Below are 15,284 nucleotides of genomic sequence, written 5' to 3' on the forward strand. Positions count from 1 at the left end.
ATTCTACATGCAACCTTGGTGGTAAGTTACGAATTCAATCCTTCGTTTACCCCTTTTTCCATAGCCTTCCAAGCTAATGTTGCACATTTAATTCTTGCAGGGAATTTACTAACACCTTGAAGTGCTTCAATATCCCCTAAGTCAATATCCTCAGCGTAGTCTTTCCCTTGAATCATTTCAGAGAATGTTTCAGACATTTTTAACGCTTGCTCGACTGTTTTTCCTTTAATTGCTTGCGTCATCATCGATGCAGAAGACATGCTAATGGAGCATCCTTCTCCATCGAATTTTGTATCCGTGACAATCCCATCTTCTACTTTCATCGTAAGAAGAATGCGGTCCCCACATGTTGGATTATTCATATTGACGGTCAAGCTACCTTCAAGAACACCTTTGTTCCGAGGATTTTTATAATGATCCATGATAACACTTCTATAAAGTGAATCTAAGTTATTAAAAGACATCGCTAAAATACTCCTTTGTTTTGCCAATCCCTTCCACAAGCTTATCAATATCTTCTTCCGAATTATATAGATAAAAACTTGCTCTAGCGGTTGCAGAAACATTTAGCCATTTCATTAATGGTTGTGCACAGTGGTGTCCTGCACGTACAGCAATTCCTTCTGCATCCAACACTGTTGCAACATCATGCGGATGAACATCTTCAATATTAAACGTGATAACTCCAGCCCGATTATTTGCACTTTGTGGACCATAAATAGTTAAACCGTTTATAGAAGACATTTTCTCGATCGCATAGGCTGCTAATTTATGCTCATGTTCTGTTATATTCTCTAACCCAATCTCTTCTAGAAAATCGATTGCTGCACCTAAACCAATTGCTCCTGCAATGATCGGTGTACCAGCTTCAAATTTCCAAGGAAGTTCTTTCCAAGTAGATTCATATAAACCAACAAAATCAATCATTTCACCGCCAAATTCAATTGGCTCCATATTTTCTAAAAGATGTTTCTTTCCATAAAGTACCCCAATTCCGGTTGGCCCACACATTTTATGGGCTGAGAATCCGAGGAAATCACAATCCAAATCTTGCACATCTATTTTCACATGTGGAGCTCCTTGTGCTGCATCTACGACGAGTACAGCTCCATTCTTATGAGCGATAGCTGCAATTTCCTTTATTGGATTGATAACTCCGAGTACATTGGAAACATAAGCAATGGATACTACCTTAGTAGCTGGTGTGATTGTTTTTTCTACATCTGCAATGGCAATTGTGCCATCTGCTTGAAGGGGCAAATACTTAAGTGTTGCTCCCGTTTTTTTGGCAACTTGCTGCCAAGGAATAATATTACTATGATGTTCCATCGGGGTGATGACTATTTCATCTCCCTCTTTCACATTTTCCATCGCATAACTTTGAGCAACTGTATTCAGCGCAGTTGTAGTTCCACGAGTGAAGATAATTTCCTCTATAGAAGAAGCAGAGATAAACTTTCTTACCTTCTCCCTTGCTCCTTCGTATGCATCTGTTGCTCTAGTTCCTAAGGTGTGAACGCCACGATGAACATTGGAATTATATTCTCGATAGTATTTCTCTATCGTTTCAATTACCTGAACAGGCTTTTGAGAGGTAGCTGCACTATCAAGATAAACCAATGGATGTCCGTTGACTTCTTGGTTTAAAATTGGAAAATAAGAGCGAATATGTTTGCTATCCATTATCTTACTTTCCTTTCAATTACCTCAACTAATTGCTTTTTCACGCCTTCAATTGGCAATTGTTCTACAACTGGCGCTAAGAATCCGTGAATAACTAATCTTTCTGCTTCATGTTGTGGAATACCACGGCTCATTAAGTAATACAATTGTAAAGGATCTACTCTACCAACAGATGCAGCATGACCTGCAGTTACATCATCTTCGTCAATTAAAAGAATTGGGTTGGCATCGCCTCTAGCTTTTTCACTTAACATAAGAACACGAGATTCTTGTTCAGCATTAGCTTTCGTTGCACCATGTTCAATTTTTCCAATACCATTAAAGATAGAAGAAGCTTTATCTTTCATTACACCGTGTTTTAAGATATAGCCTTCAGAACTTTTACCATAATGTACAACTTTAGTTGTGAAATTTTGCTTTTGATCACCGCGACCAACTACTACTGATTTTGTATCACCAAAAGATCCATCGCCCATCAAGTAAGTTGTATTATCAGAAATCGTATTACCATCATTCATGAAGCCTAATGCCCATTCAATTTTTGCATCACGACCTGCAATACCTCGACGATTTACATAAGTTGTAACGCCATGCGCTAAATTATCTACAGCACCATATTGAACTTTTGCATTTGCATTTGCAATTACTTCCGTTACAATATTGAACACTGCTTCTTCAGGATCAACAGTAGATATATAGTTTTCTACATAAACAACAGAGCTATTATCTTCTGCCACTACAATAACGTGATTAAAAAGGTTCGCTTCTTTATCATCATGTAAGAAAATAGATTGAATTGGTTCTTCCACTACTACATTTTTAGGAACATACAAGAATACTCCGCCATTTAGAAGCGCTGCATGTAATGCAGTTAATTTATGCTCATCTACCTTAACAGCATCTTTCATAAAGTATTTTTGCAATAAGTCACTATATTCTCTTGCAGCTGTAAATATATCAGTAAAAATTACGCCATTTTCTTTTAACTCATTAGAAACAGCTAAGAAAGTTGGACGATTGTTTCTTTGAATATAAAGTGTTTTATTTTTTTCTAAATCAATAAGTGCTTTCACTTGTTCTGGCAAATCATTTACATCAGAAAAATCCTCACTGCTTACAATGTGTTTTTCAAATTGTGTAAAGTTCCAGTTTTTAATATTTGTTTTGTCCGGTCTTGGCATTGGGAGGGCATCTGCTTGTTGTAAAGCATTTACACGCAGCTCCGTTAGCCAAGAAGGTTCACTCATATCTTTCGAAAAAGAGGAAAGATACTCTTGGTCAAATGGTAATTTAATATCCGTTGTCATTGGTCAATCCTCCTAACGATTACGCTTCTTGTTCAACAGTTTCGTCTTCAATACCTAGCTCTTTTTTAATCCAATCATATCCTTCTGCTTCTAAGCGTTGAGCAAGTTCTGGACCGCCAGATTTAACAACACGACCTTGCATCATTACGTGAACGTAGTCAGGAGTGATGTAATTTAATAAACGTTGGTAGTGAGTAATAATTAAGCAACCGAAATCTTCTTTACGCTCTTCACGCATTTTGTTGATTCCTTTTGAAACAACTTTCAATGCATCGATGTCCAAACCAGAATCGATTTCATCTAAAATAGCAATTTTTGGATTTAACATCATTAATTGAAGGATTTCATTACGTTTTTTCTCCCCACCAGAGAAACCTTCGTTTAAATAACGTTGAGCCATATCAGGATCCATTTCTAAGTATTCCATGTTTTCATCCATTTTACGGATAAACTTCATTAATGAAATTTCATTACCTTCACCTAAACGGCTGTTTAAAGCTGAACGTAAAAAGTCAGCATTTGTTACACCGCTAATTTCACTTGGATATTGCATTGCTAAAAATAAACCTGCACGAGCGCGCTCATCTACTTCCATTTCTAATACATCTTCATCATCAAGACTTACATCACCGCTAGTTACTTCATATTTTGGGTGACCCATGATTGCAGAAGATAAAGTAGATTTACCAGTTCCGTTTGGTCCCATGATTGCGTGAATTTCTCCACCCTTTATTTCTAAGTTAAGACCTTTAATAATTTCTTTTTCTTCGATTGAAACATGTAAATCATTAATGACTAATTTAGGTTGACTCATATTATATACCTCCATAGTAAAAAGAAGTTTTGTTCACAAAATTGTCGAAACTTCATTATCAATTTATTATCATTCTAATCTTATAACAAATAAAATCTGATAGCAACCTATTGATTCCTGTTACATAAGGAAAATTCACCTAAAACAAATAAATCCCCTGATTCACTTTCAAAAAAATATGTATTCTTTAAAAATGAAACAACTTCTTCCCTTATTATAAATAAAACAATATACTTGCATAAATGATTTGCCTTAGATTTATTTAATAAACTCCGTTAAATTCTTTCTATCAACAGCTTCGTTTTAGTATTTATACACCCTTTAAATTTAGCCCTAGTACTTATCGGAAAAGTAATCCTGAAAACTCATTCCTATGTAAAGAAACATATGTTCCCAATAATCTTTTTCAAAATAAAAAAAATGCCCCTATAAAGACCTGCACACATGCTATATCCATTATTGATAGAACTGACTTAATTCTCAATTGGATATACACTTTGTGTTTTGGTCTTTTATAGGAACATCTTTTTAATCATTATTCATTAACTGGTACAACTGCACCTTTATATTCCGTATTAATGAAATCTTGAATTTCTTTTGAATGTAATACTTCTACTAAAGTTTTGATATCTTCTCTATTTTCGTCTCCCTTACGAACCGTAATAATATTCGCATATGGAGATTCGCTTCCTTCAATTTCAATGGAATCTTCCACAGGGTTTAGACCTGCATCTAATGCATAGTTTGCATTGATAACAACAGCGTCCCCTTCATTATTATTAAAAATTTGTGGAAGTAAAGCTGGCTCATAATCTGCTTTTAATTGAACATTTTTTGGATTTTCAACAATGTCTTCTATTGTTGCATTTACTTTGTCGATTCCATCTTTAAGTTTAATTAATCCACCTTTTTCTAAAAGAGAAAGCACACGACCATGCTCGGCAACAGAGTTACTTAGAATAATAGTTGCTCCATCTGGAAGCTCATCTAAACTTTTATATTCCTTAGAGAAAACAGCCATTGGCTCAATATGAATTCCACCAGCATTTACAAACTCATAACCATTCTCTTTAATTTGTTGGTTCAAATATGGAATATGTTGAAAATAGTTTGCATCGATTTCTTTTGATTCTAAAGCTTTATTTGGTAATACATAATCTTGGAAAGGAACGATTTCTAAATCAATTCCTTTTTCTTCAAGAATCGGCTTCGCTTTTTCTAAAATTTCTGCATGTGGTACATTGGAAGCACCTACTACTAATTTAGTTGTTTCTTTGTCTGTGTTAGAAGCACCACTTTCCTTGCTATCATCGTTAGAGCTTCCGCATGCAGCAAGAACAAATACAAATGTTAACGCAATAAGTAAAGACCATAATTTTTTCATGTGTTATTCTCCTTATCTTTTATCTATTTTGTTTGTTATAAAATCACCAATAAATTGGATGATAAAAACAATGATTAATATAATAACAGTTGAAACAAGTGTCACATCACCATTACCTCTTTGGAATCCTTGTAAGTAGGCTAGATTCCCAAGCCCTCCTGCACCAATAATTCCAGCCATTGCAGTAGATCCTACTAATGCAATTGTCGTAACAGTAATCCCAGACACAAGAGCAGGCATGGATTCTGGTAATAAAACTTTAAAGATAACAGTAATTGGTTTTGCACCCATTGACTTTGCTGCTTCAATAACACCTTTATCCACTTCTCGAAGTCCTATTTCCACAAGCCTTGCATAAAATGGAGCAGCTCCAATTATTAGAGAAGGTAAAGCAGCTTTTGGTCCAATCATTGTCCCAATTAGCAAGGTCGTTAATGGAATTAATAAAACTAATAAAATAATAAAAGGAATAGACCGGAAAATATTTACGATTGCACTGATGATTCTATTAAAAAAGACATTATTCCACATATTTCCTTTATCCGTTAAAAACAACGTAATTCCGAGAATAATTCCGAGTATAAAGGTAAAAATAATCGAGAATCCAGTCATAAATAGGGTCTCTTTAGTGGCATTCCACATGATTTCCCAATTTACATTTGGTAATAAGCTTTCCATCATCCTTCAATCACCTCCACACTAATTTCTTGTGCATGCAGGTATTGAATTGCTTTATCTATTTCCTCTTGCTCTCCATCCAGATGGATATATAATGTTCCATATGAGCCATTTTGAGTCGGAGAAATTTTACCTTGAATGATATTCACAGAAACCGAAAAAGCGCGAATAAGATTAGTAATAACAGGCTGTTCAGCACTTTCGCCAACAAATCCTAACATGACGATGCTTCCTGTTTTATATTGTACTATTAAATGTTCGATTGTATCCTTCGCATCTTCTGGTTCAATTACTTGTTGAACAAAACGTTTCGTGATTTCTTTCTTCGGCTGTTTAAAGACATCAATCACTGGCCCCGTTTCTACTACTTTCCCATCTTCCATCACGGCTACTCGATGACAAATCTTTCGAATAACATGCATTTCATGAGTGATAAGAACGATAGTAAGACCAAGACGTTTATTAATGTCTACTAACAAATCTAAGATTGCATCTGTTGTTTGTGGATCCAATGCAGATGTTGCTTCATCACAAAGAAGTACTTTCGGATCACTAGCAAGTGCTCTTGCGATACCAACTCGCTGCTTTTGCCCACCGCTTAATTGAGAAGGATAAGCGTCCTCTCGTCCTTCCAATCCAACTAACTTGATTAACTCCAATACTTTCTTGTCTCTTGCTGTTTTTTTTACTCCTGCTATTTCTAAAGGAAAAGCTATATTTTCTTTTACCGTTCTTGACCATAACAGATTAAAATGTTGAAAAATCATACTGATTTCTTGTCTCGCCTTACGAAGCTCGCTTCCCTTTATTTTGGAAACTTCGTGACCTGCAACCGAAACACTTCCTTCAGTAGGAATCTCCAATCCGTTCAGCATTCTGATTAATGTACTTTTACCTGCACCACTATATCCTATTATTCCAAATATCTCTCCTGAATGGATATTTAAATCCACATGATCAACTGCAGTGACCTTCCCACTTCTAGAGGAGTATATTTTTTTTACTGAGTTGACATTAATCAATGTGTTCACCTACTTCTATTTAAAATTACTCTATCGATCACTATATTAAAATAGTTTTAACAAAGCACATCATATCATTCCAAATAATAAAAAAACCTTTCTGCAAGATGAGCAGAAAGGTTTTTTTATTAATAATATCCCTTTCTCTCATCTATCAAAGCTAAACGCTTTGTGTGAATTGGCACCGTTTCAGTATACTGACGGTTGCCGGGTTTCATAGGGCACATCCCTCCACCTCTCTTGATAAGAGTTCTTTATCTATATGAAATTTTAAATTCGTTAATATGATAGATGTAATTTACCATTTCCCGATATTAGTGTCAATACATTTTTTAATATAATATTTTTTCTGAATTTTCAATTTATTACGTAAGGTTTTCTAACATAATTAATCAGGGAAGCACAGTTGGATTTAGTGATGAAGCTGATAAAGATTCCCCTAAAAAAACAACCTGAAATATACTTCATTTTCTGTGCGAAAATGAGCTTCCAGGTGAGCATCAACTCTTATTTTCAGTTTAGATTTCCATCTTTAACCGGTTCGATTTACAGGCTGTGAATTACTTAAGAAAAACAAAGATTCCAGTAAAAGAATTTTTCTTAAAGAACCTTCTAGTTGAATCAATTCACTTTTTTTCGCTTTTCTAAGAAGAATCTCACCCGTCGAAACCTTCATTATACTATCTCTTTCTCCCGTTAACCATACATCTGGATTTTCATCTGTCATCCTTCTCCATGAAAAACGATTGTCCCTTAACTCCATTATATAGACATCATTTTGGCATGATATCGCTAATGAAAGCGAAGTGTTTCGAAATAATGGTTTTAAAGACTCTTTACGATTCAACTTATCTACAAAACTTTTCATCCACTCCTGCAAAAGCATCTCCTACTTTCTGCCGAACAATCTTATATTACTTATTCTTGCAAGAATAGAAAAAACCTTTTTTGTTAAGGACAATCTTTTGGAAAATCTGTTTTGGAATCAATATTGGTAGTCGGGGATTTCAAAGGGTAGCATTTTGAGAAGAGCCGATCTATTACCTTATTGCTCCTCTTGTGAGCAAAAGGGCTTTGATCGGGCTTCTCTGTTCCCTTCTTCCCTTCTCTTGTGAGTAAACGGGCTCTGATCGGGCTTCTCTGTTCCCTTCTTCTCTTCTCTTGTGAGTAAACGGGCTTTGATCGGGCTTCTCTATTCCCTTCTTCTCTTCTCTTGTGAGTAAACGGGCTCTGATCGGGCTTCTCTGTTCCCTTCTTCCCTTCTCTTGTGAGTAAACGGGCTCTGATCAGGCTTCTCTGTTCCCTTCTTCTCTCCCATTCAAGGCAAATTGGCTTTCACTGATTAAAATACTTTGTATTATAATCGCAAATAAAAGAAAGACCCTTTCATCCACGGAAAAGGGTCTTTCTACCTCGTGTATTTATTAATCACTTCCAGTAAATGAGGAACCGATTCAAAGCGATATACTTTTTCCTTTAACTCCCCATTTTCGATAATCAATAGACAAGGAACACTTTCAACTTCAAACTTTGTTGCTAAATCTGGAGCATAATTCAAATCCATTTTTCCTAAGTTTAAATCTGGCTTCATTGTATGTAATACCGTTAGCATCTTAGAAGCAACCATACATGTTCCGCAAAGAGGAGTATATAAATAAAAAAAGGCAGTTGATGCATCTTTTATTTGTTTCTCCCACTGATCGGGCTTCCATTCTATCATAAACCATTCATCCTTATATCTAAATATTTGGCTTCAATTTCGATATTTGCCTGCAATAAGAGTGTTGCTAAATGATGTTCTGGTGAGGCGGCCACTTCTTTATATTTTCGATCTATATAAAGAAATTCTGCTTCTGGAAGTTCTCTTTTAAACTGCTTCCTTAACTTATCTCCAGACTTGTCTGCATCCACTAAAATATACACATCTTTATCCATTAACTCTTCTAGCAATTCATCCAGTTTCGATACACCTATTGTTCCATTAGTGCAAATGATATCAACTGGTTCACGCACAATCTTTTCTACTTTTCTTTTATCTGATTTGCCTTCAACAATGATTACTTTTTTCATTTTGATCACCTAAAGGAGTTATTTCATTTACTTTAACATATTTCAAACAAGAAAAGAAAGAAGTAGATTTTATGGTATGAGGTTTGAAAAAGAACGATATAATTGGCCATTGTAAAACCTCATTAAGTCCACTATTTTTACCCTTTAACTAGAAATTCTCTCAAGAAAAAGACATCGGCAAATTACCGATGTCTTTAATAGTCAATTAACCTTCGTTCGTCATTTCTTCGTATTGTTCTGATGACATAAGTGCCTCAATGTCCGCTTTATCGCTTGGTTCGATAACAACCATCCATGCTTTTTCATAAGGAGATTCGTTAACATACTCTGGATTGTCGCTAAGTTCTTCGTTCACTTCTACTACTTTTCCACTGATAGGAGCATATAATTCAGAAACTGTTTTAACAGATTCTACACTTCCGAAAGGCTCATTTGCCGTTACTTCATCGCCTACTTCTGGTAGTTCAACAAATACGATATCGCCTAATTCAGATTGCGCAAAATATGTAATTCCTACACGTGCGTTTTCTCCCTCAACTTTAACCCATTCATGCTCTTTTGAATATCGTAAATCCTTTGGTACTGCCATTATAACCCCTCCGTATTTATCATATTACTCTGTTAAACAGAGTCACTATTAAAAAAAGCAGGATTCTTATCCCCAACTTTCTTCAAACACTTCTTCTTTAAACCCTAATGTTACTTTATTTCCATCTGTTGTTAAAGGGCGTTTAATTAGCATGCCATCAGAAGCAAGCAAATCTAGCAATTCACCTTCTGAAGCTTCGTTTATTTTGTCCTTTAATCCTAGATCTCTGTATTTCTGGCCAGAGGTATTGAAAAACTTCTTTAATTCAAGACCGCTGTTTTTATACAAATCCTCTAATAATGCACGGGAAGGAGGATTATCTACAATATGTACTTCTTCATATGACACATGATTTTCATCGAGCCACTTTTTCGCCTTTCGACAGGTTGAGCATTTTGGATACCAATAAAAAGTAACTTTCATTCCATCACCCATAATCTATGTATTTTGAAACATTCAACTAAATATTATCACAATTTTGTATAAAGTAAAACTTCGATTACTGTCCACTTTTTCGGTCAGTTATTTCCTTTTCTGGATTTCTCCGTTCTTTTCTCCTCATCCAAGAAGAGTATATACTATTCGAAATTACTGGATTCTCTTGTTTTGACTGTACTATCTTAAAATTCTCTATCGTCATGTTAAAAGAAAAAGGTTCTTCATTCTTTTCAACTAGTGACAAAGGAACCTTTTTCATTATAAAGTGAAATTTCCATCAGTGAGGGGTTTTCCTTCCTCCCCCGCAGATGGTTAGCTGAACCAATCGGACCTTTACGGACTGTTGATCTCCCACCTATCTTCCTCGTATTCTCATAACCTTGAGATGGGAGTCTTACTGTCTGTTAAGAGTGGGATAAGTAACTTTATACCTGGTATTCTCCAGCCCTTAATAGACTCTTTGCAGCCTCTCTTTTACTTGTAATCAGCGACTTTGGCGTATGTCTAGTATATTTTTTCAATACGGAAAGGGCTAATTTTAATTCATCGCCACTAAGCATATATGCTAACGTATCTGTTGCTTCTCCAATCACTTGTTGAAATGCTTCTTGGCAATATATTTCTGTATAAAGTAATCTTTGCTTCTCCTCTTGCCCACTCTTTGCCATTGCTTTTTGTGTTCTTACTATACAAGAGTCCATCGAAAAGATAGCATTGATAATATTGGCTAGATTCACCATAATCTCTTGTTGTTGTTCTAACTGCTCTTTATATTTTTTAAGCATCATTCCAAATAAGATGTAACTTATTTTTCTAGAATTTGATAGAAGCATTCTTTCTTGGGATAAGGGCTTCCCATCTGGGTCTTCTGGAAGAAAAGAGATCATTTCCTTTTCCATTTTTGCAGCGAGTGACAATAATGGGATTTCCCCTTTCAAGCTCTTCTTTGCCAAGGTAGGAGGTATTAGTAATCGGTTTATTTCATTTGTTCCTTCAAAAATACGATTAATTCTGGAATCGCGATACATTCTAGCAATATCGTAGTCTTCCATAAAGCCATTACCGCCATGGAGTTGAACACCTTCATCTACGACCATATCTAACACTTCAGATGCAAAAATTTTATTTAGACTACACTCAATAACGTATTCATTCATTATTTTTGCCATCTCTTTCATATCTACTTCATCTGGCAATCCACCCATTGCTTCTGAGAGCAATCCTGCTGTTCGGTAAACAGTACTTTCGGCAGCATATATATAGGATGCCATCGTTGCATATTTCTCCATAGTAAGCGGAAAGCGAGATATCGGGGTCGCGAATTGGATTCGTTTATCTGTATAGGCTATCGTCTTTTTTAATGCTTCCTTACTTGCACCAATTGCTCCAAGGCCAAGCTTATAGCGTCCAATATTTAAAATATTTAATGCAATTAAATGACCTCTTCCTACTTCTCCTAACACATTTTCCACAGGTACTTCTACTTGATCAAAACGGACAGCGCAAGTTGACGAACTCTTAATTCCTAATTTATTTTCTTCTTTTCCTACTGAAACCCCAGAAAAGGCTTTTTCAACGATAAAGGCAGTAAAATGGTGTTGATTTACTTTTGCATATACGACAAAGATATCCGCAATTCCTGAATTCGTAATCCACTGCTTTTCACCAGTCAATAAATAATGTGTACCCTCTTTATTTAAAACTGCTGTTGTTTTTACACTAAGTGCATCTGATCCAACAGTAGGTTCTGTTAGTGCGTAGGATGCTATTTTTTTACCTGTAGCTAAATCTGGTAAATACTTTTCCTTTTGTGCTTTATTTCCGAATAAAACAATCGATAATGAACCAATTCCTATATGAGCTCCATGAGTGACAGAGAAGCCACCTGCAACAGACATCATCTCAGAGATAACAGCAGTACTGATTTTATCTAAGCCCAAACCACCATATATTTCTGGAATATCTGAACTTAATAATCCTAGTTCTCCTGCCTCTTCCATCAATTGTTTCGTAATAGTAAATTGATGATTTTCCATTTCGGCCAAATGTGGTAATACTCTTTTCTGAACAAACTCACTCGTCATTTCTGCAATCATCTGATGCTCTTCCGTAAAATCTTCTGGTGTGAAAATAGCTTCTTCGGTGACTTGTTCTGTTAAAAAACTTCCACCCTTTTGCATATTATTTTTTTCCTTCCTTTCTATATCCACTTAATCTTCATTTAAAGAAATGGTTAAATCTTTTTTCTAGCCAATAATGGCCTCCCTGTCTGCAATAGATGTAGCATTCTTTTTTGTGTCTCCTGTTCCTGAATTAATCGAATAAACGCTTCTCTTTCTAAATCTAATAAATAGTCCTCCTCCACCAATGTGCCACATTCTACCTTGCCTCCTGTAAGGACGGTTGCAAGATTACTCGCAATAAATGCATCATATTCGGAGATAAAACCAAGTTTTCCTAGCTTTTTAATTTCTTTCATTAAAAATTCATAACCAACTGTTCCTGCAACTACTATCTTTTCTTTTTGCTGTGGTTGATACTGCTCATTAGCTAATTGCAAAACCGCCTTTTTAGCATCTCTTAATAAAAATCGGACATTATTTGTTATCCCATCTTTATTAGTTAAGAATCCCAGTTCCTTTGCATGAGCAGCAGAGGTAGCAACCTTCGCAGTTAATACCGTCTGAAAGATCTCTGCGGTATGCTGTAATATTTCTTCTTGTGACGGGTTTTGGTATTGCTTAATCTTATTACAATATAATTCAGTAGTACCTCCCCCACCTGGGATAAGTCCTACCGCTGTTTCTACAAGACCAATATAAGTTTCTAGCGATGCTTGCACTTTGCTTGCCGCTAGACAAATTTCTGCTCCTCCCCCCAAAGTTCTTTGATATGGGACAGCTACAATTGGCTTTTGGCAATATTTTATGCGCTTCATTGCTTGTTGAAAACGGCGGACGGCTATTTGTAGTTCTATAATGTCTCCATTTTGGGCTTCTAATAGCATTAAAGCTAAATTAGCTCCAAGACTAAAGTTCTTTTTTTCGCTGCCGATAATAAGCCCTTTATATGCTTCTGACTCTACTTTTTCTATCGACTTTTCAATCATCGAAAGAATGTCCATACCAATGCTCATATTCGAACTGTGTAATTCAAGCAATAATACGCCATCCCCTATATCGATTAAACTTGCTCCATCATTGGAAAGAAGTATGCCTCTTTGCTTTTTGCTTTCTTGAATATCTATTTGGTCTACACTTTTAGGAAGAGGCAAATATTCTCCTTGGTGATAATAATGAATGACACCATTCACTTCTTTATAAAATTGCTCAAAACCAGCATTCATCATTTCTTTAATCCATTTAGGAATATCCATTGACTCTTCTTCCATCCGTTTCACTGTATCTTTTAAAGATAATTCATCCCATAAGCGAAACGGTCCATTTTTCCAATTGAATCCAGACTGAACAGCTTGATCTATTTCAAAAATAGAGTCGGTGATTTCTCCGACCATTTTTGCAGAATAAAGTAAAAATGGTGCAATTCCTTTCCAAAGAAATTGTCCTTTTTTATTTGGTTCTTGCAAAAACAAAGTCAGTGATTTACCTTCTGCTTTCTCTTTCATTCGAGTTAGCTCTTTGTATGTCATTGTATGGTAATCTAATACTTTTAGTCCTTCTTTCGTTTTTTGATAAAATCCCTTTTTCGTCTTTCTACCGAGCATTTTCTTCTTAATCATTTCATCTAACAATGCTGGGGGTTTAAATGTCTCTATTTCTTCTGGATTCTTCATTTTTCCTTTCATGTTTTGGATTACCTGATAAAATGTGTCTAGCCCTACCATATCTAAAGTATGGAAAGTAGCACTTTTAGGCCGGCCAATAAGTGGACCAGTTAATTGATCTACTTCCTCAATCGTTAAGTCAGCTTTTATCATTTCGTTAACAATATTTAAAAAAGCATAGGAACCAATACGATTAGCAATAAAATTAGGGGTATCACTTGCTTTTACTACCACTTTTCCTAACGTTTCTTCCGCAAATTCACTTATGGTTTTGACAACAATCGGGGCTGTTTCTTTTGTAGGAATTATTTCAAGTAATGTAATATACCGAGGCGGATTAAAAAAGTGTGTACCTAAAAAATGTGCTTGGAAATCAGGAGAAAGATTTTCTTTCATTTTATTTATTGATATACCGGAAGTATTACTACTTACGATAGAGCCTTTTTTTCTAAGTTGATCTATCTTTTTAAAGAGCTCTTTTTTTATGTTAATATCTTCAATAATTGCTTCCGCTATCCAATCCACATCCTGTAATAAAGCGAAATCATCTTCTAAATTTCCTATCGTTAATTTTGATAAATTATGGACGGAGGTGAGTGGACTTGGCAAATCTGTTTTCATTCTTTCGACGGCCCGCTGAACAAATCGATTTCTTACCACCTTATCCTCTATTGTTAACCCCTTTTCTTTTTCTTCTTCTGTTAGCTGATTTGGCACAATATCCAAAAGAATCGTCGCTATCCCAGCATTAAGAAACTGTGCTGCAATCGCTGCACCCATTACTCCAGAACCAATAACCGCAGCAGATTTTATCTCTTTCACCTTACATCCTCCTTGAAAATTAGATTAAATGGAATTTTCTAAGTTTAAATGACTATTTATTGACTCATTGATTTTTCATACGTACATATGACTTTTAACAAGTCTGTACATAAACAGCTATAACAAACAATATATTCATTTATTTCTCCAAGCTGAGCACTCATTAAATAAGAAAAATAGGAAATGCTAGTATGGAATAAGAAAAGGGAGGTGAATAGAAAGATGGCTCGTCTTAAAAAGAACCCTTCTAAAGCAGGAGTTAGTGCAGCAAGTGTTAAAGGAAATGCTGGTCCAACCGTTGAAAATGATGGTGGTGGAAAAGTTAATAGTCAAAATAATCAATATAAAAAGCAATAGATTTTTAGGAGGTCGAACTTAATGCAACAACAACCAAATAATATGACTCAACCAAATGGAATGATGATGAAACCACCTATTATGGTAACAGTCAAAGATTCCCTTTACTTAACAGATATGCTTTCTTGGAATTTACTAGCAATGAAAAAGGCACATTTTTTTGCCCAAAATGCCCAAGACCCGGCAATAAAAGCACAGCTTGAAAAATGTGGACAAATGCATCAGCACCATTATGAAAGAATACTTAATCACCTAAATGCTAACAGTCAGCCAGTGTCACAACAACCACAATAAGTATTTACAAAAAATTTGTGATTGTTAATTTATCATGCTCAT

General features: G+C 35.4%; 17 protein-coding genes and 1 riboswitch. Of the genes, 2 read left to right on the forward strand and 15 right to left on the reverse strand.

Translation table 11 applies throughout. The annotated features are described in order from the left end of the window. Positions 1-26 precede the first annotated feature (26 nt). From sufU to NKG37_RS00795, 15 genes are all read right to left on the reverse strand, one after another. On the reverse strand, positions 27-464 hold the full coding sequence (gene sufU, locus NKG37_RS00725) for a Fe-S cluster assembly sulfur transfer protein SufU (RefSeq protein ID WP_016202437.1): 438 nt from the start codon (positions 462-464) through the stop codon (positions 27-29). Then, complete coding sequence (locus NKG37_RS00730; protein WP_016202438.1) at positions 454-1,683, reverse strand: cysteine desulfurase; 1,230 nt, start codon at positions 1,681-1,683, stop codon at positions 454-456. The genes sufU and NKG37_RS00730 overlap by 11 nt, the downstream gene beginning before the upstream one ends. Beyond that, positions 1,683-2,990 carry a Fe-S cluster assembly protein SufD gene (sufD, locus tag NKG37_RS00735; RefSeq protein WP_016202439.1) on the reverse strand — a complete coding sequence of 436 codons (1,308 nt, stop codon included), beginning with the start codon at positions 2,988-2,990 and terminating at the stop codon, positions 1,683-1,685. The genes NKG37_RS00730 and sufD overlap by 1 nt, the downstream gene beginning before the upstream one ends. Positions 2,991-3,009: 19 nt before the next feature. Then, positions 3,010-3,804, reverse strand: coding sequence for a Fe-S cluster assembly ATPase SufC (sufC, locus tag NKG37_RS00740; protein ID WP_016202440.1), 795 nt, complete (start codon positions 3,802-3,804; stop codon positions 3,010-3,012). Positions 3,805-4,339: 535 nt separating this feature from the next. Continuing rightward, complete coding sequence (locus NKG37_RS00745) at positions 4,340-5,188, reverse strand: MetQ/NlpA family ABC transporter substrate-binding protein (RefSeq protein ID WP_016202441.1); 849 nt, start codon at positions 5,186-5,188, stop codon at positions 4,340-4,342. A gap of 12 nt (positions 5,189-5,200) precedes the next feature. Further along, positions 5,201-5,869: a methionine ABC transporter permease gene (locus NKG37_RS00750; RefSeq protein WP_169189031.1), complete on the reverse strand. Its 669-nt coding sequence runs from the start codon at positions 5,867-5,869 to the stop codon at positions 5,201-5,203. Further along, positions 5,866-6,888: a methionine ABC transporter ATP-binding protein gene (locus NKG37_RS00755; protein ID WP_254415627.1), complete on the reverse strand. Its 1,023-nt coding sequence runs from the start codon at positions 6,886-6,888 to the stop codon at positions 5,866-5,868. The genes NKG37_RS00750 and NKG37_RS00755 overlap by 4 nt, the downstream gene beginning before the upstream one ends. Positions 6,889-7,032: 144 nt before the next feature. After that, positions 7,033-7,138: riboswitch (SAM riboswitch) on the reverse strand. A gap of 282 nt (positions 7,139-7,420) precedes the next feature. Then, entirely contained in the window at positions 7,421-7,756 is a 336-nt protein-coding gene (locus tag NKG37_RS00760; RefSeq protein ID WP_145999652.1) for an SCP2 sterol-binding domain-containing protein, read from the reverse strand. 540 nt (positions 7,757-8,296) lie between these two features. Beyond that, a complete protein-coding gene (locus tag NKG37_RS00765; RefSeq protein WP_016202445.1) occupies positions 8,297-8,608 on the reverse strand; it encodes a thioredoxin family protein in 312 nt (103 codons plus the stop codon). Continuing rightward, the gene (locus NKG37_RS00770; protein ID WP_016202446.1) at positions 8,605-8,958 is read right to left on the reverse strand and encodes a toprim domain-containing protein; all 354 of its coding nucleotides are present in this window, start codon (positions 8,956-8,958) and stop codon (positions 8,605-8,607) included. The genes NKG37_RS00765 and NKG37_RS00770 overlap by 4 nt, the downstream gene beginning before the upstream one ends. 205 nt (positions 8,959-9,163) lie before the next feature. Next, positions 9,164-9,547, reverse strand: a complete 384-nt coding sequence (gene gcvH / locus NKG37_RS00775; protein ID WP_016202447.1) for a glycine cleavage system protein GcvH — start codon at positions 9,545-9,547, stop codon at positions 9,164-9,166. Between the two features lie 66 nt (positions 9,548-9,613). After that, the gene (locus NKG37_RS00780) at positions 9,614-9,970 is read right to left on the reverse strand and encodes an arsenate reductase family protein (RefSeq protein WP_016202448.1); all 357 of its coding nucleotides are present in this window, start codon (positions 9,968-9,970) and stop codon (positions 9,614-9,616) included. A 76-nt stretch (positions 9,971-10,046) separates the two neighbouring features. Then, entirely contained in the window at positions 10,047-10,244 is a 198-nt protein-coding gene (locus tag NKG37_RS00785; RefSeq protein WP_254415628.1) for a hypothetical protein, read from the reverse strand. 166 nt (positions 10,245-10,410) lie between these two features. Further along, positions 10,411-12,165, reverse strand: a complete 1,755-nt coding sequence (locus tag NKG37_RS00790; RefSeq protein ID WP_254415629.1) for an acyl-CoA dehydrogenase family protein — start codon at positions 12,163-12,165, stop codon at positions 10,411-10,413. A gap of 53 nt (positions 12,166-12,218) precedes the next feature. Beyond that, positions 12,219-14,591: a 3-hydroxyacyl-CoA dehydrogenase/enoyl-CoA hydratase family protein gene (locus tag NKG37_RS00795; protein WP_254415630.1), complete on the reverse strand. Its 2,373-nt coding sequence runs from the start codon at positions 14,589-14,591 to the stop codon at positions 12,219-12,221. A gap of 222 nt (positions 14,592-14,813) precedes the next feature. On the opposite strand from NKG37_RS00795, the gene NKG37_RS00800 reads away from it, so the two are divergent. Both NKG37_RS00800 and NKG37_RS00805 read left to right on the forward strand, forming a co-directional pair. Beyond that, a complete protein-coding gene (locus tag NKG37_RS00800; protein WP_016202451.1) occupies positions 14,814-14,948 on the forward strand; it encodes a YuzL family protein in 135 nt (44 codons plus the stop codon). 21 nt (positions 14,949-14,969) lie between these two features. After that, positions 14,970-15,242 (forward strand): hypothetical protein, encoded by a 273-nt coding sequence (locus tag NKG37_RS00805; protein ID WP_101729229.1) that lies wholly within the window; start codon positions 14,970-14,972, stop codon positions 15,240-15,242. Positions 15,243-15,284: the final 42 nt, after the last annotated feature.

Origin of the sequence: Niallia sp. RD1, from assembly GCF_024219955.1 — a bacterium.
GTDB lineage: Bacteria > Bacillota > Bacilli > Bacillales > Cytobacillaceae > Niallia > Niallia alba.